Source organism: Chromobacterium sp. Rain0013, assembly GCF_015291765.1.
In the GTDB taxonomy this organism is placed as follows: domain Bacteria; phylum Pseudomonadota; class Gammaproteobacteria; order Burkholderiales; family Chromobacteriaceae; genus Chromobacterium; species Chromobacterium haemolyticum.
This window is the reverse complement of the sequence record NZ_CP031514.1, coordinates 477,719-501,380: the sequence shown is the minus strand read 5'-3', so window position 1 is coordinate 501,380 and position 23,662 is coordinate 477,719. Positions and strand designations below refer to the sequence as shown.

Here is a 23,662-nt window from a genome sequence, read left to right as displayed (position 1 = left end):
GGGTTTTCATTCGGGTTCGGGGGATTATGTTCTGGTAATTATGTTATTCGGTTTGTAGCTGGCTGGCTTGACACCTACCGTATTGTCGAATCTAGGCATGGGTAAGAAAAATAGGAAGGGAAGAATGGTCAGTGTTATGGTATTACCTTCAGCCGTCAGTGGCGGGATTCTTGCAGCTACGGTCTCCTCGGTCATGCGAGTCTAAGACACTTGTTTTGATTGTCTAGTTGGAAGTGGCTGGGGGAAGGTGATCAGGATTGGGTCCATAGTGTCTGATGGCAGCCTGCCCGGAAGGGCAGAAAATTGGTACAATGGAGAGTTTCGACTGATTCAATAGAGTACTTTCATGGCCAAGCCCTCATCGTTCAATGTCATTGATTTATTTGCAGGAGCAGGTGGGCTTAGCGTTGGAGCTCATCTCGCTGGTGCTCGAGTTCGGTCAAGTGTCGAGCTTAATCCAGTGGCATGTAATACTCTTCGAGCAAATTCCGAATATCATGGAGAGGTTGTTGAAGGAGATATTTGTAATATTCATGGAGTGGACTTACGCAAGATCTCTGGATTAGGAAATAATGAACCTCTAATCATTGTGGGTGGTCCTCCATGTCAACCATTCTCAAAAGCTGCATATTGGACTGAGTCAGGTGAAGATGCGGCTTACAGACGAGCTCGTGCTCAAGGTGTAGATGTAGATCGTCCTGCTCCTCCAACTCAAGTCAAAGAGGATAGTCGTCGGGATTTAGTTCTAGAGTATTGGAGAATTATAGAAGAAACAAATGCTGACGGCTTTGTTTTTGAAAATGTTCCAAGTATCAAGCACCCCAGAAATCGCCCCGTCTATGAAGGGTTGGTTCAGCGAGCTAAAGAAGCAGGGTATGAAGTTACGGAACTGACGGCGAAAGCATTGGCTTACGGAGTGGCTCAAGCTAGAGAGCGTGTTGTCCTGCTGGGCTCCAAAAAACGTAAGCCAACAACTCCTGTCGAGACACATTCTACGAATGATAAAGGTGATTTGCTTTTGCCTCGAGCTGTAACTGCAGGCGAGGCTTTAGAAGGATTTAATAGTTTGGAATTTTTCGAGCCGGAAGAGATTATTTCTGGACGTTGGGCTAAGCATCTAATAGAAGTTCCCCCTGGATGGAACTACAAAGCATTAACAGAATGGGCAGGCCATCCAAACCCTTCCTTTGTTGCTGAGACAAGATTTTGGAATTTTCTCTTAAAGCTTTCTCCCGATCGTCCATCCTGGACTATTGCAGCGTCCCCAGGACCTTGGACCGGCCCTTTTCATTGGGAGAATAGGCGTCTGAGGACTCCAGAACTTGCTGCGCTACAAGGATTTCCCCGGGGGTATAAAATCGAGGGCCCAAGACGCGAGCGTGTCAGACAGATGGGGAATGCAGTTCCTGTTCCTGTAGCTCAGGCGATGGTCAAAAGTATTTTGGAATCTTTGGAATAAAGCATGAGTAAAAGTAATAAGCTCAAGTGCATAAGTTTGTTTTCAGGTTGTGGGGGCTTAGATATTGGGCTTGAGTCAGCAGGGTTTGAGGTTGCCGTAGCGACTGATATTGATGCGACATGTGCAGAATCATATCAACTTAATTGGCCAGAAACCCCCTATGTTGTTGGACCAATTGGACAGGTGTCTACAGAGGTACTTCTTGAGGCGGCAAAGCTGAAACCGGGGGAGGTGGATCTTTTAGCCGGGGGGCCTCCATGTCCCGCATTTTCAAAGAGTCGATTTTATCTGACGGAGAAGCCGAGAGCCCTTGATGACCCAGTTGCAGCGGAGACCGTCGGAGGGTATCTCCGTATATTACGTGATGTGCGTCCTAAAGTTTTTCTCTTAGAGAATGTTAGAGGCTTAGCATATGGAGTGCATCGAGAAGCTCTTGACCATATTCTGGATACAGCTAGGGCCTTGGGCTATGATGTGTCGTGGAGAATAGTCAATGCGGCTGATTATGGTGCACCACAAATTCGTGAACGATGTCTTGTTATGGGGTCTCTATATGGTCCAATTTCAACTCCAGAAGCAACACATTCAAAAAAAGGTACTTCGTCGTTGCTTGGGGAGTTGCCTCGGTGGGTTACTGCCGGGGACGTATTAGAAGATCTTGACACTGATGAAAATGCAAGTGATGAGGGTCACTTTGCAGGAGGAAAGCACCATAAGGAGTTAAGAGAGATTCCTCCCGGTGAGAATTATTTATTCTTTACTGCCGAGCGTGGCCATCCCAATCCTCTTTTCAAATGGCGCTCACGTTACTGGTCATTTCTACTCAAGCTTAGTCCTAATCTGCCGTCATGGACTATTCAGGCTCGGCGTTCTAATAATATGGGGCCTTTTCATTGGCGGAGCCGAATTCTACGGATTGAAGAAATAAAGCGATTGCAATCATTTCCAGATACATATCAACTCGCTGGAAATGTAGAGAAGCAGTGGCGCCAGATTGGTAATGCGGTTCCTCCCATTCTTGGATATCATTTTGGGATTGCTATTGCTCGGCATCTTGCAAAAAATTTAAAGTAAATGATTTTGTTGTGGTGGGACTACTGTATTTGTAGCCAAAAATTAACTTGAGTGATTTTATATGCCTTCTACTTTGTCTCCCCAAAAGCTATTTGAAACTTTGTTGAGTGCAGTGGATAAAAGTGGCTGGAATGTAATTATTTTGAACTCCAAAAAACCTTTTAAACTCAGGTTGTATCAAGATGACAATAAAGGGTTCGATGTTGAGTTCTATCTTTGGAATTGCACTCATGGCGGAGGACGGGCTCGAGCTATTGATGAGTATCGTGTTCAGTTGACAGGGACTATGCCATGTATCGCTAAAAATGCAGTGACACTAGTTCTGGGATGGCATTCAGGCTATGAAGTGTTCGTTGGTTTTGATATAAATCGTCATAGTTCGCAATCTTCGAAGTCTCCTTCTATTCAAGTAAAAGAGGATGTGCTTCAGCGTGCTCATAAAAAGGCTTTCTCAACATATAGTAGGTTGAATGGTGAAATTGCGGTAGCTTTTCGCCCAGAATTTCTTGTAGATTATGCTTTGAGCGCTGAATCTCTCCATTTAATGGGAAGTGCTGAGGGCGATCTATCTCTATTGAATGATCTTGATGTGTTGACAGATCATAAAATTGAAGTTATTTCGGATAAAAGTCGCCAAAAAATTATTTCCACTATTGCTAGAAGGTATAGGGCATCAGACTTCCGTAAGCGAGTTCTGGGGGCCTATGAGCATCGTTGTGCAGTGTGTGGAGTTCAGTTAGACCTTGTCGATGCTGCTCACATAATTCCTGTTGCAGCCGATACAAGTACGGATGAAACAAGCAATGGGATTGCGCTTTGTAAGCTTCATCATCAAGCATACGATAGAAATTTAATCTCATTTGATGAAAATTATAAAATTGAAATCAGTGAAGCAGAAGTTAAGCGCTTAGGTGGTAAAAATTTTACTAGAGGGCTGGATGAGTTTAAAAAATTCCTGAGATCTGCAATTATATTACCTAGTGATCGAAGAGATTATCCTTCCATAGAGTATATTAATGAGTCTCGAAAGGTTAGAGGATGGGAGTGATTGTTAAGATTGCCACTACTTAAATTAAGACGATCTGTTGAATTGTAGAAATTGTTTTTTGACTGTGTGCCTATTTTGTGGTCACAGCGACGTCCCCCCGCCTTCAGTAGCAGGGGGCTTTAGAGTCCAAGCTTAATTTACCTGATTTCTCTGCAAGTGATTCGGCATAGGCCGCCGGTGTCAAACCGCCCAGTGCTTTCTTCGGCCTTTCATTGTTATATTCCTTTCGCCAAGCTTCGATTACAACTTGGGCATGGCGCAGGCTGGTGAACCAGTGTTCGTTCAGACACTCATCCCGGAAACGCCCGTTAAAGGACTCGATGTAAGCGTTCTGATTGGGCTTGCCAGGTCCAATGAGAAAAAGCTGAACCCCACGGACGTGTGCCCAGGTCAACATCGCACGGCTGCAGAATTCCTTGCCATTATCGGTCCGGATGGCTTTGGGCAGTCCACGTGTCTTCGCCAGCTGGTCGAGGACGCGGGTCAGATGCAGGCCTCCCATCGCCCGTTCCGGAACAATGGCGACTGCCTCATGCGTGGCATCATCGACCACCGTCAGATTCTTGATGACACGCCCCTCTGCCGTTCGGTCGAATACAAAGTCCATCGACCAAACCTGATTGGCCACCAAAGGACGAGCCAGTGGGTGATGGTCTGCCACGGGGATTTTCTTGCGCTTGCGCCGGCGGATTTGCAGACCCGCCTCGGCATAAAGCCGGTCCACCCGCTTGTGATTGACCTGTATGCCCTCTGCCGCAGCTTCAGGTAGATCATGCCGGCTCCGTAACGCCGGTGACGTTGTGCAAGCGCGATGATTTTTGCTCTCAAGGCGACATTGCGGTCGGTGGCTGGCTGGTAACGGAATGCGCTGGGGCTCATGCCAGCCAAACGCAGCGATCGACGCTCGCTGAGCCCTTTGCCCATCAGATGGCGTACCAGCCCCCGCCGTGACGGTGCGCTCACCACTTTTTTCGCAGGGCCTCTTTGGCAATCTCGTTTTCGAGCATGGTCTCGGCCAGGAGTTTCTTCAGCCGTGCGTTCTCAGTTTCCAGCTCCTTGAGACGCTTGGCCTCGGAGACATTCATCCCACCGAATTTGTTGCGCCAGAGGTAATAGCTGGCTTCCGAGAAGGCGTACTTGCGGCACAACTGTGCAACGGGCATGCCGGCTTCCGCCTCGCGTAGGAAGCCGATGATCTGTTCTTCGGTGAATCGTTTCTTCATGTCCAATCTCCGTGTCATGGTGGATTGGACTCTAAAGTCACGCGCTACTCAATACAGGGGGGACGTCGAGGAAACGCCGCAGCCCCGCTGCGGCGTTTCCACATCTACATCACCGAGCCAATCAGTCTGTGGCTGATTTGTAGTTCTTGCCGCACCGGTTCCAGCAGGGTCACGATCTGGTCGCAGTTCAGCGTGCTGTCTTCCGGGCAGCTTTGCATTAGGGTCAGCAGCGCGTGCAGGTTTTGGCTGGCGTAGTGGAGGTGCATGGTGCCGCGGGTGATGCTTTCGTCCACGTCCAGGTAGCGCCGGTCCAGTTGTTGGCTCAGTGTTTCCAGTTCCGGCCTGCCTTGAGCATTGGCGTGCAGTAATTTCAGCAGATCTTGCAGCTGCTGCAGGATGGGGGTGGCGCTGGCGGTAATGGCTTGTGCCAAGGCGCTGGGGTCGGTATTGGATTGATGGATATTAAATATATTCATTATGTCCTCCACAAACATTTGCTTAAGGAAGCCTGCGCGGCACGCACGGGAGGCGTGGGCAGGCGCATGACAAAGTGGGAGGACCGGAACACGTACGGCAGCCCCGGAGGGCTCAATGCCATGCGCCCGCCCGGTGGTGGCAGACGCATGGACGTAGCAAGTCGCAGCCATGCGGCTTGCTAGCGTGTTCAAAACGGGCCTCCCAGCCCATGGCTGCGTTATTTGGCGCAGCGCATGGGCAGAGTAAGGGGGGCTAGGCCCAGCGTCAAGGCGGTGGCGGGCCGGGGGTGGGGATTACAGCAGAAAGCCGCCCTTTCCGGGCGGCTTTTTATGCGGCATTGCCGCAAGGTGGCGGATCTAAGCTGGCTTTAAGCCGCGCTCATGGCGGCGCCGACCGGGGCCGTTACGGCGCCAAGGTCCTGGATGATGTCGTCAATCAGGCGGTCCAGCCGCTGGCTGTCGTGGTGGTGGGGCGTGGTGATCAGGTGGGCCGCGCCGCTGGATCGGGCCAGGCCGTGTTTGTTGCACACGGGTTCGGACGGGCTGGGGAACACCACGGTGATGGAGTTCTGGCAGCGCCAGGCCTGGATGCCGGCGGCCTGGAAGCGGTCTATCGCGTATTGGGCCATGTCCAGGCAGTGGCGCACTTTGCGACGCCATTCCGCCAGCGGCCGGCTCTTGATGGCCGCCCACAGCATCATGGGCGTGTGGCCGTTGCGGGAGCCACTGATGGTTTGGTCTCTGGCGGAGATGTAGTCGATTTCCACGGAGATGCGCGACACGTTGCTGCGCTTGGCCAGCACGATGCCGCACGGCATGGGCGAACCTATCATCTTGTGGCCGGACACGCTGATGGAGTCGATGCCGTCGGCGAAGGAGTAGGGCTGCGGGGCGTCGACAAAGGGCAGGATCATGCCGCTGAGCGCGGCGTCCGCGTGCAGGTAGTAGTCCCGCCGCGGGATGCCGGCCTGGGCCAGCTTGTCCTGGATGATGCCGATGTCGTCCACGGCGCCTTTCATGGTGGTGCCCACGTTGACGAAGACGATGGGGTGGCGTTCTTGGTCCTGTTGGATTTTGGCCACCAGGTCGTCGTAGTCGATTTCGCCGCTGGGCAGGGAGTCCACCGCGCGGGATTTGATGCGCAGCAGCTTGATGATCTTGGCCACGGAGTAGTGGCTGTCCTTGGAGTAGTACAGCGTGGCGTCCGGGAACAGTTCTCGGGCGAGGTAGCAGCCAAACATATTGCCTTCGGTGCCGCCGTTGGTCACGTAGCCCCAGCTTTCGTCAAAGGGGATGTGGAACAGTTCGGCGAAGAAGTGCATGACTTCGCGTTCGAAGTCGAAGGAGTTCAGCAGGTAGTTGCTGCTTTCGTTCCAGTCGCCGCAGTTGTTGATGGAGAAGCGCAGGAAGCGGTGCAAGGGGGTGTAGTCGAAGTCGGCGGACTCTGGGTAAGCAAGATTGAAATATTGGTGCTGCAAGCAGTACTGCCAAAAAGATTCGATACGGTTTTGGTCTAGAGAAGACAGCGACATGGGTGGCTCCGTGGTTTCTCAGTGGGTTGGAGTGGGTATTGCCGGGTGTTTTTCCTTGTTGACTGGGCGTGGGTTGGCGCCCGGTTTGGTCTATTTTTTGAGGTGTGAGGGCCGGTTCTGCGCGCCGGCCACTGCCGTTCTTCAAGCGCCCGCTTGTCGGGCCTCCAGCAGCGCTTCCCAGTCCGCCAGGGTGGGGGAGCGGCTCAGTTCTTCCGTGCGCACGGGGATGCCGCGGGCGTTGAGTCCCGCGGCCAGCGTCATCAGGCGCAGGGAATCCAGGCCGTAATACATCAGGTTTTCCGTGGGGTTCAGTTCCCCGTCTTCCGCTATCAGTTGCCGTAGCCGGCTGTGCAGCCATTGGCGCGGGCTGGCGGCTTCCAATTGCCTTGGTTTTGCTGGCTTTTCATTCGTCATGAAGATTTCACCTTGATCATTGCATCACGCTAATGGTGTAAATTATAATCATTCGCATTTAGAGATGCCATATGGAGATGAAAGAAATGCAAGAAATCCATTTGTCAATTTTCAGGGGCGTGAAATGAGAGAGTTGACTTCAATGCAAGCGGCCTGCTGGATGGGCCGGGGCGATCATTCGGATCTGGGTGGCGTCTCTGCGCATTTGTATGCGGAGTTCGACGGCCAGGCCATTGATCTGCCGCGTTTGGTGGCCGCGCTGGGCAGGCTGGGCCGGGAGCACGGGATGCTGCGCGCCTGCGTAACGGCGGATGGCATGCAGGCGCTGGCGGCGGCGGACAAGGCGCCTCATTTGGAGGTGGAGGATTTCACCGCCTTGGAGGGCGAGGCGCTGGCGCAGCGCCTGGAAGCCAAGCGCCAGCAGTGGACACATCAGCGGCTTGACCTGGCAACGGGTCAAGCCGTTCGTTTTTCCATCAGCTTGTTTGGCGCGGGGGATAGCCGGCTGCATGTGGACGCGGACATGATCGCCGTGGACCCGTCCAGCTTCCGGGTGCTGATGGAGGATTTGGCGCTGTTTTACGAATCCCCGGACGCGGAGCTGCCGCCCACGCCGTCTTTCTTTGAGTGGTGCGACCGGGCGCGGGACGAGCCCTGGCTCAAGGCGGCCCGGGAGCGGGACCGCGATTGGTGGCGCGAGAAATTGCCCAATATCGCGCCGGCGCCGTCTTTGCCGCGCCGGGCGGCGCCGGCGGGCGCGGCGTCCAGCCATCGCCTGTGCGCCTGGCTGGCGCCGGAGCAGCGCCAGGCTTTGCGGCGCTTGGCCAAGGCGCAACGGCTGACGCTGTCCGGCCTGATGCTGGGCTTGTTCGCCCAGGCCTTGGGCGCGGCCACCGGGGACCGGCGCTTCCGGCTGAACGTGCCGGTGTTCTGGCGGCCGCCGCTGCTGGAGGGCGCGGAACGCATCATCGGGGAGTTTGCCAACCTGGTGTTGCTGGATGTGGATTTGGACGCGGCGCCAACTACGGGCGCGCTGTGCCGAAACCTGGCCGCGCAGTTGCTGGAGCGCGCCGGCCATTGCGCTTATCCGGGCGTCAACCTGATGCGGGATTTGTCCCGCCATCACCGTTCGCCGCAGATTGCGCCGGTGGTGTTCACCGCGGCGCTGGACATGCCGGGCGGGGAGCTGTTCTCGGAGCGGGTGCGGCGCTCCTTCGGCGCGATGAACTGGGTGATTTCGCAAGGGCCGCAGGTGGCGCTGGACGCGCAGATCGTCAGCGCGGACGGCGGGGTGTTGATCAATTGGGACATCCGTCTGGACGCCTTGCCGCAAGACTGGGTCACGCAGCTATTCAACGATTTTGTGGCGCTGGCCACGGCGGTGGCGGCGGACCCGGCCGCGCTGGAGCGCCCGCTGGCGCAGCCGGAGGCGGAAACGCCGTTGACGGTGTTGCAGCAGGCGTATTTGCTGGGACGCACCGCGCAGCTGCCGCTGGGCGGGGTGGCGATGCAGGAATTCCGAGAATACCACGGCACCATGGATCCGGCGTTGTTGCGCGCCCGGCTGGCCGAGATGGTGCGGCGTCATGATTGCCTGCGCACGGTGATAGACGTTGCGCGCTTGCGGCAGCGGGTCCGCGCGCAGCCGCGGGTGAATCTGCGGGAGGTGGATTTGCGCGCCTTGTCGCCAGCGGCGGCTCAGGAGCGGGTGGCGGCGGCGCGCGAGGATTACGCCCACGCGCTGTTTGATCTGGAGCACTCCCCGTGGGAGCTGACGCTGTTCCTGCTGCCGGATGGCTCCTTGACGGTGTTTGCGCGTTTTGACGCCTTGATCGTAGACGGCCGTTCCATCGCCGCGCTGATGCTGGAGCTGTTCCAGGGCGTGGTGGAGCCGAGCAGGCCGGCCGCCGCAGCGGCGGCCGAGGTGTCCGCGGAAGCGCGCAAGGCGGACGCGCTGTATTGGAAAAACAAGCTGGCCGATTGCGGCGGCGCGCCGAGGCTGCCCTGGCGCAAGCCCCTGGATCAATTGGGCGTGGCGCGCTATGAGCGGCAAAGCCTGACGGTGAGCGCGGAGCGTTTCGAGCGGCTGAGCAAGCTGGGCAACGGCCAACGCTTTTTCAAGAACACCACGGTGATGGCGCTGGTGTTGGAGGTGCTGTCGCACTGGCTGGACGAGGGTGGCTTGTGCGTGGCGGTGCCGGTGGCGCCGCTGCCGTCCGGCGGTTTCTCCAACCGTTCCAGCTTCATCGCGGTGGCGTGGCAGGCGGGGCTGGACAGCCTGGCGGAGCGCGGCCGCCGCTTGCAGGCGGACGTGATGGAGGGCTTGCAGCATCTGGCCTTCTCCGGTGTGGACCTGGCCCGGATGCTGTTTGAAAGCCATGGCCCCGGCCCGGCGCTGCCGGTGGTGGTGACCAATGGCTTGTCGTGGCCGGCGGCGGCGGAGGGCGCAATGCGCCAGATAGGCGGGCTGACCCAGACGCCGCAGGTGGCGATGGATCTGCGCTTTTCCGCGCGGGCGGACGGCGCGCTGGTGTTTGATATCGACTATGCGCGCGACGCATTGGAGCCGGCGCTGGTGGGCGCGGTGCTGAGCGCGCTGGAGCGGGCCATCGAGCAGGTGGTGGACAGCGGCGTGTTCGAGGCGCCGGCCGGGCGGGTGCTGGATTACGGCCATTACCGGCTGAACAGCGTGGAAGCCGAGGCGCGGCGCGAGGATTTCCTCGGCCGCATCGCCGCCCATATCTTTGACCCAGACAACGCCAGGGTGGCGCTGATCAGCGGCCAGCGGCGGATACGCTACGGCGAACTGGGCGAGGCGGTGTCCCGGGCGATGGCGGCGCTGAAGGCGCGCGGCGTGAGCGCGGGCCAGGTGGTGGCGGTATGCCTGCCGCGCAGCCCGGAGCACACCATCATCACCCTGGCGTGCGCCTTCAGCGGCGTGGTGTGGGTGCCGATAGACGCGGCGTCCCCGGAGGAGCGGCTGCGTTATCTGCTGGATAACTGCCGGCCAAACCTGGTGGTGGCGGCCCAGCCCTTGCCGACGGAGCATGCGCGGGCCACGCCGGAACAACTGCTGGCCGAGCCCGCGCCGCTCGCCGCGCGCGGCGGCTGGCAGGCGCTGTCCCTGAGCGAGACGCCGGCGTATTACCTGTACACCTCGGGCACCACCGGCAAGCCCAAGTGCGTGGTGTTGTGCAACCGGGCCACGGCCAATGTCATTGGCTCCACGCTGGAACACTGGCAGGTGAGCCAGCGCGATGTGTGCATGTCGGTGACGCCGCTGCATCACGATATGTCGGTGTTCGACGTGCTGGGCAGCCTGAGCGCCGGCGCCACGCTGGTGTTGCCGGAGGCGGGCGAGGAGAAGGACGCGGTGCGCTGGAACCAGCTGGTGGACGAGCACGGCGTCACGCTGTGGTGCACGGTGCCGGCCATGCTGGAGATGTTGCTGTCTTGCCGGCGGGAAGGCGGGCTGCAAAGCCTGCGGCTGGTGGCCCAGGGCGGGGATTACATCAAGCCGTCCATCATCGCGGACTTGCGCGCCGCCCTGCCGGCAGCGCGGCTGCTGTCCTTGGGCGGGCCGACGGAAACCACGATCTGGAGCATCTGGCACGACATCGCCGCCGAGGATTGCGCCAAGGTGCCCTATGGCCGGCCGCTGCCCGGCAACCGCTATTGGCTGCTGAACGAGCGCGGCGAGCATTGCCCGGCCGGCGTGGCCGGACGCATCCACACCGCCGGCGTCAATCTGGCGCTGGGCTATCTGGAAAACGGCGAGCTGACCCAGCACGACTTCGTCACGGTGCGGGACGAGGCCGGCCAGGAGGCGCGGGCCTTCCGCACGAGCGACTGCGGCCGCTACCGGCCGGACGGGGTGATGATGTTCGACAGCCGGGTGAACGGCTACGTCAAGGTGCGCGGCGTGCGGGTGTCGCTGCCGGACATCGAGATGGAGCTGATCAAGCATCCTTCGCTGGCCCATGTGCTGGTGGTGGATGTGGGCGACGAGCGGCAGGGGGAGCTGGGCATAGGCGCGCTTTACGTGGCCAAGCCCGGCGCGGAGGCGAGCGTGGCGGATCTGCGCGAACACGCGCGCCGCGTCCTGCCGCAATCCCATGTGCCCACGCGCTTCCTGAGGGTGGAGCAGCTGCCCTTGTCGCAAAACGGCAAGCCGGACCGCCGCGGCGCGCGCGCGCTGTTGCAGGCGCCGGCCCAGGTTCCGGCTCAGAACCCTGTGGCGCCGCCCGCGCCCGCGGCCGCCGTTGCCGAGGCTCCGGCCCCGGCGACACGGCACCGGCGCCCGGTGCTGGACATTTATCTGGGCGTGCTGGGGCGTTCCTATCAGGAGCTGGCCGACGAGTTGCTGGATTTCAGCAGCATGGGCTTGCTGCCCCAGCATCTGAAAGCCATTGCGGCGCGCATGCGGGAAACCTTCGCCGTGGAGCTGTCGCCCGGACAGCTGCTGCGTTGCCGCAATGTGGCGGATGTGGAGCGTTTGCTGGTGGCTGGTCAGCCTTAATCAAACTCATCCCGGGGCAGCTTCTCCGCCCTGGGGACAACCGATAGAACCTTGGGAGTTTTTCGTATATGGAAATGGCGAACGTAGATGTTGCCGGCGTTGGCATCGGGCCGTTCAATCTGGGCTTGGCGGCCTTGTTGTCGCGCCACTCGGACATCAAAGGAGTGTTTCTGGAGCGCAAACCGGCGTTCCGCTGGCATGAGGGTTTGCTGTTGCCGGGCACCACGCTGCAAGTGCCGTTCCTGGCCGACTTGGTCACGCTGGCGGACCCCACGCATCCACTCAGCTATCTGAACTATCTGCACCAGCACGACAGGCTTTACCAGTTCTACTACTACGACAACACCCTGGTGCCGCGCATCGAATACGACGATTACTGCCGCTGGGCCGCGCAACAGTTGCCGGCCTGCCTTTTTGGCGAGGAGGTGCGGGACGTGACTTACGACGCCGGCGCGGGGCGCTTTGTGGTGGATAGCGAATCGGCGTCCGGCGGGATGCGCCGCTATGCCGGCCGTGATCTGGTGGTGGGGGTGGGCACTTCGCCGTGGCTGCCGGCGTGGGCGCGCGCCAGCCGCCACCCGCGGGTCATCCATTCCGCCCAGTTCATCCCCAATCAACAGGCGCTGTCGCAATGCCGGCGCGTCACCGTGATCGGCTCCGGCCAGAGCGCGGCGGAGTGCGTGCTGGCGTTGTTCCGCGAGCTGAGCCCGGAACAGGTGGCGGCCGGAGCGTCCATTCAGTGGATCACACGCGCGCCGGGCTTCCACCCGATGGAGTTTTCCAAGCTGGGGCAGGAGTGCTTCACCCCGGCTTATATGCAGTACTTCCACAGCATCCCGCGGGAGAAGCGCCGCGAGGTGGTGGCCGGCCAGGGCCTGCTGTACAAGGGCATCAGCTTCTCCACCATCGGCGATATCTTCGACTTGCTCTACGAGCGCTCGATAGGCGGCCGTGATCCGGGCCTGAAGCTGTATTCCAATTGCGATGTGGAAGCGCTGGAGGAACTGGGCGCGGACGGCGCGCTGCGCATGACTTGCCATCACCGGCAACTGGGCCAGCGCTGCCAGCTGGAGACCGACGCCATCGTGGCCGCCACTGGCTACGCGCACGCTTGGCCGCAGTGGTTTGAGCGGCTGAAGGAGACGGTGCTGGAGGTGGACGCGCAGGGCGATTGCATCGTGGAGGAGGATTTCACCGCCCGCCGCCGCGATCAGGGGCCGGGCCGGGTCTTTGTGCAGAACGCGGAGATTTTCCAGCACGGGGTGGGTTCGCCGGACCTGGGCATAGGCCCGATCCGCAACGCGGCCATCATCAATCAGTTGCTGGGCCAGCCGCGTTATCGTCTGCCGCAGCGTTCGGCGTTCCAGCATTATGGGCTGCCGCGGGGGTAAGTTATTTCTGGCTAGCTGGTTTTGAATCCGCTGCGCGAAAGAAAGATCGAAAACGGGTTTTGAAGCCGAATGGAATTGACGCCCCCGCTCTCGTTTGAGGGCGGGGGCGTCAGGCTTTGCGCGCCTTATCACCGGCGCGCAGCGGACATGGAACAGGCCTTAGCCCAGCAGCTCTTCTAGCCTCCGCTCGCTGGCGTCGCCCGCGCTCAAGAGCGCGAACAAGCGGTGCAGCGTAGCGCAGATGGCCTCGAGCTGGGCGGCGGAGTAGCGCTCCGCGCGGTAGGTGATGACCAGGCGCAGCGAGCCGTCGTGCGCGTCTTCCATGATCTCGAACTGCAGGCCGAACATGGATTCGCTCTTGTCCGGGTCGATCTGGCAGTAGCGGATCTCGCCGCCGTCCGGGGCCGGCAGCGCGCCGTTGAGCGCGTTGTTGGCGTGAACCTGGATGTAGACGTCGAACAGCAGGCCGTCCGCCGGCGTCATGCCCAGCGCGTTTTGCACCAGCTCCAGCGGAATGTCGGCGTAGGCCATGGAGTCGTTGATGGTCAGAGTCACGTCCTTGAGCAGGCTGCCCAGCGACTGCCGGCGGTCGAAGCGCACCCGGTGCGCCACCATGGTGGTGAAGTAGCCGACGGTGTCGAAATACGCCGCGTCGGTGCGGCCGGAGGACGAGGTGCCGATCACGATTTCCGGCAGATCGCCCAGCTTATGCAGGGCCAGCGCGATGGCGGTGTAGACCACGCTGAACAGCGAGGAATCGTGACGTTTGGCGAAAGCGGTGATGGCTTCCAGCGCGCCCGGCTCGGGCCTGAACTCCAGCCATTTGGCTTTGAAGCCGGCGGGCTGGTTGGGCTCGGCGGCCGACGCGGCCGGGTCCGGCAGGCGCAGGCCCGGCGTGGCGCCGCGCAACATCGAGGTCCAGTAGTCCATGTGGCGCGGGTTGACGCCCTGGCTCTGTTGTTCCAGCGCGAAGGCGTGGAAGGAGGGCGCCGGGGCGGCCCATCGCGGCGCCTGCCCGGCGGCGCGGGCGCGATAGGCCAGCGCCAGCTCGTCCATCATCACATTCAGCGACCATTCGTCGATGGCCATGTGGTGCACCAGGAAGGACAAGGTCTGGCGGCCGGTGGCCGGGTGGCGCAGGAAGCGTATCCGCAGCGGCAGTTCGCGGCCCAGGTCGAAGCGGTGGGCGGCTTCGTCGGCCAGCGTCAGCCCTTCGCTCTCCGCGCTGCTCCAGAACCACTTGTACCCGCCGATTTCCGTCAGCGGCACGATGCGCTGGAGCGCGGCGCCGTCTTCTTCATGGAAGGTGGTGCGCAGGCTGGCATGGCGTTCCAGCAAGTCCGTGAAGGCCAGGCGGAACAGGTTTTCATCCACCGGGTCCAGGAGATCCAGCGCGAAAGGCAGGTTGAAGATGGTGCCGAAGTCGTAGGCGGCGTAGGCGCGCCACAGCGAGGCCTGCGCCAGCGCCAGCGGGGCTTGGCGGACTTCGCCGGACGGCGCGGCCTGGCGGCGTTGTTCGCTGACGGTGGCGCGGGCGGCCAGCGCGGCGGCGGTTGGGGCTTCAAAGAAGTCGTTGAAGCGGATCTGAATGCCGTGCTTGCTTTGCAGGGTGCCGATGATGCGGGTGGCCAGCAGGGAATGGCCGCCGAAATCGAAGAAGTTGTCGTCCGGCTTCATGCCGGGTTCGGCCAGCACGGCGCGCAGTTCGCCCAGGATGACGGCGGCGACCGCGTCCACGCCATCGGCTGCGGGCTGGCCGGCCGCCGGCGGGCGGTCAGCGGCTCCGCCGGCCTCTAGCGGCGTCAGGGTCAGCGGCCGGCGCGTGGGCTCCAGTTGCTGATAACCCTGGGTCAGCGCGTCCGCCAAGGCGTTGAACGGCTGGGCGGGGTCCAGGATGGGGTGCAGGCTCAAGGCCAGCACGGCGCTGTGCTCGGTATGGATGATCAGGGCCTGGAACGGCGGCTGCGTTGCCGCGTCCCAAGGCGCCGCGCGCAGCGCCTGCAGGCGGTCGGCCAGCTCGGCTTCCTTCATACGGGGGAAGGCGATGCAAGGGTGCCAGCCGTCCACATGGGATTTGCACAGATCGCCGTCGTCGCTGAACTCGTAACGGGCGTTCAGCTCCGGCCGGGCCTGGATCAGCTGTTGCAGCGCCAGGGTGAGCAGGGCGAGGTCCGTCTGTGGGTCCAGCCGCCAGGCGTCGACATGGCGGCTCAGGCGTTCCGGGTGCTGCTGCTGCAATAGCCAGCATTGTTCTTCGTGAAGGCTCAGGGACAGGCGCTGCGACGGGATGTCGGGGTGGGGGTGCGACAAGGGTAGTCTCCTTCTGGAATTCAACGGCCAATAATCGTTGCGGGCGGCGACTGGAGTTGCTTGGTGGTCGCCTGTTCTCTAGGGCGTCGTCGGGAGATGACGGCCCTGGGAATGGGTGCGGCTGGTTCTTGCGATGAGATGTTTACGGCATGGACGGCGACGGGATTCCGGCCGTTTCAGTCATGGCCCCATCGGGCTGAGGGGGCGCTTATACGTCATGCCCGGCGGCCGTAAACTGGCTTTTCGGCATAATTAATGCAAAAGACATTGTGTGTTTGCGTTGGGTATGACGTATTGACAATGTCGATGATAATAATAAAAATGATTATCATTTGCAAATTCAAGTGAAAAGGAGAGGGGCGTGGACAATGGCCCGATCACTTTTCAGTCGCAATTGCAGAGCTTGTACCTGGATCACCACGGCTGGCTGTGCGGTTTGCTGCAGCGCAAGTTGGGCAATCCAAACGATGCGACGGATCTGGCTCACGACATTTACCTGCACCTCATTCAGAAAGGGCGAATTCCGCCGGCGGATGAATCCCGTTGCCACTTGGCGCAGATCGCCAAAGGCAAGGTGATTGATTTGCTGCGCCGCCGCCGCTTGGAGGCCAGCTATCTGGAAAGCCAGGCCCAGCAGCCGGAGCCGCGCGCGCAGTCGGAAGAGGCGCGCGCGCTGGTGAAGGAGGAGATCAAGGGGGTGGACCTGGCGCTGATGGGCAAGTCGTTCAAGGTGCGCCAGGCGCTGCTGCTGTCCCGGCTCAACGGCATGAGCTACGGCGATATCGCCGCGGAGCTTCAGGTGTCGGTGTCTTCGGTGGAGAAGTACGTTGCGCTGGGCCTGCAAGCCTGCCGGCGCAGCGTGGAGGCCGGCCTGGGGCCGGACGCGTGCAAGCAACAACCATTAATCCGTGTTGTAGAGGAGTTGTCATGAGTGTTGAGGAAGAGGTTTTGGGAGAGGCCGCCGCCGGGCCTATCGCCCGCGTGTTGGCGCCGATACGCGGCCGGCTGATCGCCGCCGGCCTGCTGGCGGGGCTGGGCGCCATGCTGAGCCTGGCGCCGCTGGCCGGCGTCGCCCATATCGCGCAGCTGGCGCTGGGCCAGGGCGCGGCCGCGCTGGGCGGCGATGACTTGTGGCGGGTGGTGGGCCTGAGCCTGCTCTGCCTGTTTGCCGGCATGACGCTGATCCTGGCCGGCGATGTGGTGGCCCATCTGGCGGACAACCGCATCACCGGCCTGCTGCGCCTGGCCATTACCCGCCGGCTGGCCAAGGTGCCGCTGGGCTGGTTCACCAGCCGCGCCTCGGGCGAGGTCAAGCAGGCGATGCACGACGATATCGGCATCCTGCACAGCCTGACCGCCCATTTCTACACTACGCTGGGGCGCAGCGTGGGCGCGGTGCTGGCGTCCATCGTCTACATGTTTGCGATGGATTGGCGCATGGCCATCGCCTCGCTGCTGCCCTTCCCGCTGTTCTTCCTGTTTTTCGCGCGGGCGCACAAGGCCAGCGCGGCCAATATGGAGAGCTTTGGCGCGGGCATGGCGCGCATCAACAACGCGGTGGTGGAGTTCGTCAACGGCATTCCGGTGGTGAAGGCCTTTGGCGCGCAGCACAAGGCGCACGGCAGCTACCGCGCGGCGATAGACGCCTTCGCCAGCGCTTTCACGGATTTCACCCGGCCCTTGGTCAGCGCAATGGCCAACGCCAACGCCATCATCGCGCCGGTGTCGGTGCTGGGCGTGGTGCTGGCTTTTGGCGCGCTGATGGTGGGCCTGGGCTGGATCGCCCCGGTGGACGTCTTGCCCTTCGCCCTGGTGGCGCCGGGGCTGAGCTCGCCGCTCTTGATGCTGAGCTACATCACCCATGACCTTAACCACGCCACCGGTGCGGCCCAGCGCGTGCACGCGCTGCTGCAGACCCCGGTGCTGGAAACCGCCGCCGGCGCGGCGCGGCCGGCCGACGCCGAAATCCGCGTGGAAGGGCTGAGTTACGCTTATTCCGAGCAAGAGCCGGTGTTGTCCGGCATCGATTTCACGCTGGCTCCCGGCACGGTGACGGCCATCGTCGGCCCCTCCGGCGCCGGCAAGTCCACGCTGGCGCGGCTGCTGCTGCGCTTCTTCGACCCCAGCGCCGGGCGCATCACCCTGGGCGGCGTGGATTTGCGGCAGTTGGACAGCGCGGAGTTGTACCGGCGCATCGGCTTCGTCCTGCAGGACGTGCGCCTGATCCACGCCAGCGTGCGCGACAACATCGCGCTGGGCCGGCCCTCGGCCAGCCAGGCGGAGATCGAAGAGGCCGCGCGCACCGCCAATATCCACGAACGCATTCTCAGCCTGCCGCGCGGATATGACTCGGTGATTGGCGAGGACGTGCAGTTCTCCGGCGGCGAGGCCCAGCGGCTGAGCATTGCCCGCGCGGTGTTGCTGGACCCGCCGGTGCTGGTGCTGGACGAGGCGACGGCGGCGGCCGACGCGGAAAACGAGGTGAAGCTGCAGCAGGCGCTGTCCTCCTTCGCCCGCGGTCGCACCCTGGTGGTGATCGCCCACCGGCTGGATACGGTGATGCAGGCGGATCAGATCCTGGTGGTGGACAAGGGCCGGCTGATTGAGCGCGGCCGCCATCAAGAGCTGCTGGCGCAGGGCGGCTGCTACGCGCGGTTGTGGGCGCAGGGCCATTACGGCAAGACCGAGGAAGTAGAACAGGAAGGATGGGTGCCGCAATGTTGAAAACTTTTATTCGGCTGCTGGGGGACGATGCGGCCAAATTGCGCCGCTACGCGTGGCTGGCCTTGATTTACAGCCTGCTGTGCGGCGTGACCATTGTGCTGCTGGCGCCGGTGCTTAGCCATTTGCTGGCCGGCGAGGCGCGCGCGGCCGGCATGTGGCTGGCGGCGCAGGCGCTGGGCGTGGCGCTGTGCTGGGGCCTGCGGCGCAAGGTGGAAAAAGCCGGCATCGCCGTCGGCATCGCCGTGCTGCAAGGCGGGCGCCACCGGCTGGCCGAGCATGTGGGCAGCCTGCCGGTGGGTTGGTTCAGCGCCGGCAACACCGCCCGGCTCAACCACATCGCCACTCAGGGCATGATGGAAATGGCCCAGCTGCCGGCCCATGTGTTCACCCCGTTGTTTGTCGGCGTGGTGACGCCGGTGGTGGTGCTGGGCGCGTTGTTCGCCGTCAATCCGTTGATGGGCTGGGTGGGGCTGGCCAGCCTGCCTTGCCTGCTGCTGGTGTTTGGGCTGACCGCGCGGCTGAGCCAGCGCGCGGACCAGGCTTACCAGCAAAGTACGGCTCAGAGCAGCCAGCGCATGGTGGAGTTCGCGCAGGCCCAATCGGTGCTGCGCGCCTTTAACGGCGAAAGCGGCGGCACGCGTTTTCTGGAGCAGGCCATCGCCCAGCAGCAGCAATCCGGCCGGCATTTGATCCGGTTGTCGGCGCTGTCCTCGGTGCTCAATGTGTGGGCGGTGCAGGCCAGCTTCGCCGCGCTGTTGCTGGTGGCCGCCTTGTGGCTGGGCGACCACGCCGGCCTGGGCCTGACCCCGGCCACGGTGATTCCGGCGCTGGTGGCGCTGATGCTGATGAGCCGCTTCATCGACCCGCTGCTGGACGTGGCCGGCTACAGCGAGGTATTGCGCGGCGCGCGCGGCCAGTTGCAGGCGGTGGCCAAGCTGTTTGAGGTGGCGCCCATGGCGGAACCGGCCCGTTCCGGCGCGCCGGCGGACGCCTCGGTGGAACTGAACCGGGTGAGCTTCCGCTACGGGCCGGAGCAGGCGCCGGTGCTGAACGGGCTCAACCTGCGCATAGCGCCGGGCAGCATGACCGCGCTGGTGGGCGCGTCCGGCTCCGGCAAAACCACTTTGCTGCGCTTGATCGCCCGTTTCTTCGATGTGGACCAGGGCGAAGTGAAAGTGGGCGGCGTGGATGTCCGCGATCTGTCCAGCGAACGGCTGGCCGGCCAGATCAGCCAGATCTTCCAGGACGCCTATCTGTTCCAGGGCAGCATTGGCGATAACATCCGCATCGGCAAGCCGGACGCCAGCGACGCCGAAGTGTTGGCGGCGGCCCGGCTGGCCGGGGTGGAGGAAATCATCGAGCGGCTCCCGCAGGGCCTGGAAACCCCGGTGGGCGAGGGCGGCGCGCGCTTGTCCGGCGGCGAGCGCCAGCGCATCTCCATTGCGCGCGCGCTGATCAAGGACGCGCCCATCCTGCTGGTGGATGAAGCCACGGCGGCGCTGGACACCGAAAACCAGGCCGCCATCGCCCAGGCGCTGGCGCGGCTGCGCGGCAAACGCACCCTGATCGTCATCGCCCACCAGCTGTCCACGGTGGAGATGGCGGACCAGATCGTGGTGTTGGAGGACGGCAAGGTGCGCGAGCAAGGCAGCCATGCCGAGCTGAGCGCGCGCTCCGGTCTCTACGCTCACTTCCTGGAGCAGCGCAGAAGCGCCAAGGGCTGGCGCATCACCGCGGCGCCCGTCGCAGAGGCCGTGTCTTGAAACGACTTGCCTTGCCGCTGCTGCTCTTGGCTTGCAGCGGCCTGTCTTTGATGGTGGGGGCCAAGCAGATGGCCTGGACCGGGCCGCTGGCCCTGTCCGACGACAGTTGGCTGACCCTCACCGCCAGCCGGTTGCCGCGCTTGGCGGCGCTGCTGCTGGTGGGGGTGGGGCTGTCGGTGTGCGGGGTGATTTTGCAGCAGATCGTGCGCAACCGTTTTGTGGAGCCGGCCACCTCAGGCGGGCTGGACGCGGCCAAGCTGGGCATTCTGGTGGGGCTGAGCCTGGTCCCGGAGGCCGGCAACCTGGGACGGATGCTGTTTGCGCTGGCTTTCTGCTTTGCGTCCAGCCTGGTCTTCATCGCCATCATCCGCCGCATCCAGTTCAAGAACATCGTGCTGGTGCCGGTGATAGGGCTGATGTACGGCAGCGTGCTCAGCGCCGTGGCCGAGTTCTACGCCTACCGCCACAACATCCTGCAAAGCATGCAGGGCTGGCTGCTGGGCGATTTTTCCAAGATCGTCGAAGGCAATTACGAGATCGTCTACCTGATCCTGCCCATCGTCGCGCTGGCTTATTGCTACGCTCACCGCTTCACCGTGCTGGGCATGGGCGAGGAGATGGCCGCCAGCCTGGGCCTGAGCTACGCGGCCACTGCGGCGCTAGGCCTGGTGCTGGTGGCGGTGACGGTGGCCGCCACCGTTATCACCGTGGGCGCGATTCCCTTTGTCGGCCTGGTCATTCCCAATCTGGTGGCGCTGCGTTGGGGCGAGAACCTGCAGCGCACGCTGCCCATCGTCGCCGCCTGCGGCGCCTTGTTGATGTTGGTTTGCGACATCATGGGCCGCCTGCTGATCTACCCGTTTGAAGTGCCCATCGGCCTGACTGCGGGCAGCGTGGGCGGCGTCCTGTTCCTGATGATGATTCTATGGAAGCACAAATGAGGGACGCCCTGATCCGCCGTGGCGTCTGGGCGCTGGCGGCGGCGCTGGCGCTCGTGTTCCTGCTGCTGGGCTCCGGCCTGGATTTCGATTACGTGATTCCCAACCGGCTGATCCGCCTGGCGGCGATGGTGGTGGCCGGGGTCTGCATCGCCGTGTCCGCGCTCACCTTTCAGACGCTGACCGGCAACCGCATCCTCACCCCGGCCATCATGGGCTACGAGGCGATCTACCTGCTGCTGCAGTCCCTGCTGGTGATGGCGCTGGGCGCGCACAGCCTGGCGCTGCTGGGCCGCCACGGCAACGCGCTGCTGTCCATCGCGGTGATGCTGGCTTATTCCTGGGCCATACACCGCGCGCTGTTCCGCAAGGAGCGCAATGATCTCTATCTGCTGCTGCTGACCGGCCTGGTGCTAACCATGGTGCTGGGCACTTTTACCCAGTTCATCCAGCTCAAGACCAGCCCGGGCGAGTTCGCCATTCTGCAGGGCTTCAGCTACGCCTCCTTCAACCGGGTTCAGCCAGGGGCGTTGCTGTTCGCCGCGCTGCTGACCGCGGCCGCGGCCTGGCTGGTGAGCCGGCGGCTGGCGGTGCTGGACGTGCTGCTGCTGGGGCGCGAGCAGGCGATCTCCCTGGGCGTGGATTACCCCGGCAATGTGCGCATGCAGCTGGCGCTGATTGCGGTGCTGGCGGCGGTGTCCACCAGCCTGGTGGGGCCCACCGCCTTCATGGGCGTCTTCGTGGCCAACATCACTTACGCGCTGGCGCGGACTTTCCGGCACCGGGTCACGCTGCCCATGGCCTGCGCCATCGCCATCGCCATTTTTATTGCTGCCCAACTGCTGGTGGAGCAGCTGTTCAATTACAAAACCACCGTCAGCATCCTGGTCAACCTGGTGTGCGGCGCCTATTTCCTGGCGCTGATGGTGCGTAGCAGAGGACATGCATGATCACGCTTGAGCGCGTCTACAAGGCCTATGGCGACAAACAGGTGCTGCGCGACGTCAATCTCAGTTTTCCCTCCCGGCAAGTCACCTCGCTGATCGGCCCCAACGGGGCCGGCAAGAGCACGCTGCTAATGTCCATCGCCCGGCTGTTGAAGCCCAGCGCCGGACGCATCCTGATGGACGGGGAGGAGATAGAGCGGATCCCGCTGCGCAGTTACGCCAAGCGCGTGGCCACGCTGCGTCAGCACCCCAATATCGGCCTGCGCCTGACGGTGGAGGAGCTGGTGGGCTTCGGCCGCTTTCCCTACAGCCAGGGCCTGCTGAGCCGGGATGACCGCCGCGCGGTGGACGAGGCGCTGGCCTTCCTGGAGCTGGAACCGCTGCGCGTCCGTTATCTGGACGAGCTTAGCGGCGGCCAGCGGCAGATGGCTTTTTTGGCGATGTGCATCGCCCAGCAGTCCGATTATCTGCTGCTGGACGAGCCGCTCAACAATCTGGACATGAAGCACGCGGTGCACATCATGCAGGCCATACGCCGGCTGAGCGAGGAACAAGGCCGCACCGTGATCCTGGTGGTGCACGACATTAACTTCGCGGCCAATTACTCGGACCACATCGTCGCCATGAAGGCGGGCGCAGTGCACGGCTGCGGCCCGGTGGCGGAGGTGGTCACCCAGGCGCGGCTGCGCGACCTCTACGGCCTGGCCGTGGACATCCTGCCCAGCGAGCGCGGCTTCGTCTGTAATTACTTCAACCCTACCCCCACTGGAGAACCCGTATGAGCAACGATAAGAAGCCGCGTGCGCGCGCGGCCCTGCTGGCGCTGGCCGTGGCCGGCGGCCTGCTGGGCTGCGACGCCCGTCAGGCGGCATCCGAAACCGCCGCCGCGCCGACGGCCCAGGCCGCTTACGCCCCGGTCACCGTCAAGCACGAACTGGGCACCACGCAGATCAACAAGCGGCCGGAGCGGGTGGTGGCCTTCGACATGAGCGAGCTGGACGCGCTGGATCAGCTGGGCGCGCCGGTGGCGGGCATCTCCAAAGATTACGTGGCAGGCTTCCTAAAGAAGTATGAGCAGGACCCCAAGGTGATGGACGTGGGCACCACCATCCAGCCCAATCTGGAGCGGCTGCACGCCCTCAAGCCGGACCTGATCCTGATCTCCCCGCTGCAGGCGCAAAGCTACCCGGAGCTGAGCCGCATCGCGCCGACGCTGCATTACGACATCGACCTCAACAACCGCCCCGGCCATACCCTGGACACGGCCAAGGAGCATTTGCTGACCCTGGGCCGGATTTTGGGCAAGGAGGCGCTGGCGCGCGAGAAAGCCGGCGAGATCGACGCCAAGATCAAGCAGGTGCGCGAGGTGACCGCCGGCCGTCCGGAAAAGGCCTTGATCGTGCTGCACAACAACGGGGCCTTTACCTCCTACGGCGTGCGTTCGCGCTACGGTTACATCTTCGACACCCTGGGGGTGAAGCCGGCCAGCAACGAAACCAGCAGCGGCCTGCACGGCCAGCCCATCTCCAATGAATTCATCCAGCAGGCGGACCCGGACATCCTTTACGTGATAGACCGCACCGCGGTAATGGAGCGGCGTCCGGCCTTGAATCTGAAAACCCTGGACAACCCGCTGCTGCGGCAAACCAAGGCCTGGCGCAAGGGCAAGGTGATCTTTGCCGACGCCGAAACCTGGTATCTGTGCACGGCCAGCCTGAGCTGCCTGAACCGGATTGGGGATGAGGTGATCAAGGGCTACCGTAGTTAAGACCCGCTAACAAAACCCCTGATCCTGCGTTGCGCCTCCTTGTCGTACGACTTGTACTGTAGCTTCGCAGAAACTT

At 62.1% G+C, this 23,662-nt stretch carries 16 protein-coding genes and 1 pseudogene; 12 read left to right on the top strand and 5 right to left on the bottom strand.

The genetic code is table 11. From position 1 onward, the window contains the following. The first annotated feature begins 346 nt into the window (after positions 1-346). From DXT74_RS02395 to DXT74_RS02385, 3 genes are all read left to right on the top strand, one after another. Positions 347-1,459, top strand: coding sequence for a DNA cytosine methyltransferase (locus DXT74_RS02395; protein ID WP_194427238.1), 1,113 nt, complete (start codon positions 347-349; stop codon positions 1,457-1,459). 3 nt (positions 1,460-1,462) lie between these two features. Beyond that, a complete protein-coding gene (locus DXT74_RS02390; protein WP_194427237.1) occupies positions 1,463-2,533 on the top strand; it encodes a DNA cytosine methyltransferase in 1,071 nt (356 codons plus the stop codon). A gap of 61 nt (positions 2,534-2,594) precedes the next feature. Beyond that, complete coding sequence (locus DXT74_RS02385) at positions 2,595-3,581, top strand: HNH endonuclease (protein ID WP_194427236.1); 987 nt, start codon at positions 2,595-2,597, stop codon at positions 3,579-3,581. 103 nt (positions 3,582-3,684) lie between these two features. On the opposite strand, the pseudogene DXT74_RS02380 reads toward DXT74_RS02385, so the two are convergent. From DXT74_RS02380 to DXT74_RS02365, 4 genes and pseudogenes are all read right to left on the bottom strand, one after another. After that, positions 3,685-4,804, bottom strand: a pseudogene (locus DXT74_RS02380) (IS3 family transposase). A 104-nt stretch (positions 4,805-4,908) separates the two neighbouring features. Beyond that, positions 4,909-5,280 (bottom strand): hypothetical protein, encoded by a 372-nt coding sequence (locus DXT74_RS02375; protein WP_194427235.1) that lies wholly within the window; start codon positions 5,278-5,280, stop codon positions 4,909-4,911. 368 nt (positions 5,281-5,648) lie between these two features. Beyond that, a complete protein-coding gene (locus tag DXT74_RS02370) occupies positions 5,649-6,812 on the bottom strand; it encodes a histidine decarboxylase (protein WP_194427234.1) in 1,164 nt (387 codons plus the stop codon). A gap of 141 nt (positions 6,813-6,953) precedes the next feature. Further along, entirely contained in the window at positions 6,954-7,226 is a 273-nt protein-coding gene (locus DXT74_RS02365; RefSeq protein WP_194427233.1) for a phosphopantetheine-binding protein, read from the bottom strand. A gap of 124 nt (positions 7,227-7,350) precedes the next feature. On the opposite strand from DXT74_RS02365, the gene DXT74_RS02360 reads away from it, so the two are divergent. Beyond that, positions 7,351-11,745: an amino acid adenylation domain-containing protein gene (locus DXT74_RS02360; protein ID WP_194427232.1), complete on the top strand. Its 4,395-nt coding sequence runs from the start codon at positions 7,351-7,353 to the stop codon at positions 11,743-11,745. A gap of 68 nt (positions 11,746-11,813) precedes the next feature. Next, positions 11,814-13,136: a putative histamine N-monooxygenase gene (basC, locus tag DXT74_RS02355; RefSeq protein WP_196783811.1), complete on the top strand. Its 1,323-nt coding sequence runs from the start codon at positions 11,814-11,816 to the stop codon at positions 13,134-13,136. Positions 13,137-13,295: 159 nt separating this feature from the next. Here basC and DXT74_RS02350 read toward each other — a convergent pair whose 3' ends face one another. Next, on the bottom strand, positions 13,296-15,446 hold the full coding sequence (locus tag DXT74_RS02350; protein ID WP_194427231.1) for a condensation domain-containing protein: 2,151 nt from the start codon (positions 15,444-15,446) through the stop codon (positions 13,296-13,298). A 361-nt stretch (positions 15,447-15,807) separates the two neighbouring features. Here DXT74_RS02350 and DXT74_RS02345 point away from each other — a divergent pair, with 361 nt between their 5' ends. The 7 genes from DXT74_RS02345 to DXT74_RS02315 are packed head-to-tail and all read left to right on the top strand — an operon-like array spanning position 15,808 to position 23,586. After that, entirely contained in the window at positions 15,808-16,377 is a 570-nt protein-coding gene (locus DXT74_RS02345) for a sigma-70 family RNA polymerase sigma factor (RefSeq protein WP_194427230.1), read from the top strand. After that, complete coding sequence (locus DXT74_RS02340) at positions 16,374-18,170, top strand: ABC transporter ATP-binding protein (protein WP_194427229.1); 1,797 nt, start codon at positions 16,374-16,376, stop codon at positions 18,168-18,170. The genes DXT74_RS02345 and DXT74_RS02340 overlap by 4 nt, the downstream gene beginning before the upstream one ends. Further along, complete coding sequence (locus DXT74_RS02335; RefSeq protein WP_194427228.1) at positions 18,164-19,933, top strand: ABC transporter ATP-binding protein; 1,770 nt, start codon at positions 18,164-18,166, stop codon at positions 19,931-19,933. Before DXT74_RS02340 ends, DXT74_RS02335 begins: the two co-directional genes overlap by 7 nt. Then, positions 19,930-20,874 (top strand): ABC transporter permease, encoded by a 945-nt coding sequence (locus tag DXT74_RS02330; RefSeq protein ID WP_194427227.1) that lies wholly within the window; start codon positions 19,930-19,932, stop codon positions 20,872-20,874. Before DXT74_RS02335 ends, DXT74_RS02330 begins: the two co-directional genes overlap by 4 nt. Then, a complete protein-coding gene (locus DXT74_RS02325) occupies positions 20,871-21,821 on the top strand; it encodes an iron chelate uptake ABC transporter family permease subunit (protein WP_114153330.1) in 951 nt (316 codons plus the stop codon). Before DXT74_RS02330 ends, DXT74_RS02325 begins: the two co-directional genes overlap by 4 nt. Continuing rightward, entirely contained in the window at positions 21,818-22,600 is a 783-nt protein-coding gene (locus tag DXT74_RS02320; RefSeq protein WP_081576227.1) for an ABC transporter ATP-binding protein, read from the top strand. Before DXT74_RS02325 ends, DXT74_RS02320 begins: the two co-directional genes overlap by 4 nt. Then, positions 22,597-23,586 carry a siderophore ABC transporter substrate-binding protein gene (locus DXT74_RS02315; RefSeq protein WP_194427226.1) on the top strand — a complete coding sequence of 330 codons (990 nt, stop codon included), beginning with the start codon at positions 22,597-22,599 and terminating at the stop codon, positions 23,584-23,586. The genes DXT74_RS02320 and DXT74_RS02315 overlap by 4 nt, the downstream gene beginning before the upstream one ends. The last annotated feature ends 76 nt before the right edge of the window (positions 23,587-23,662 follow it).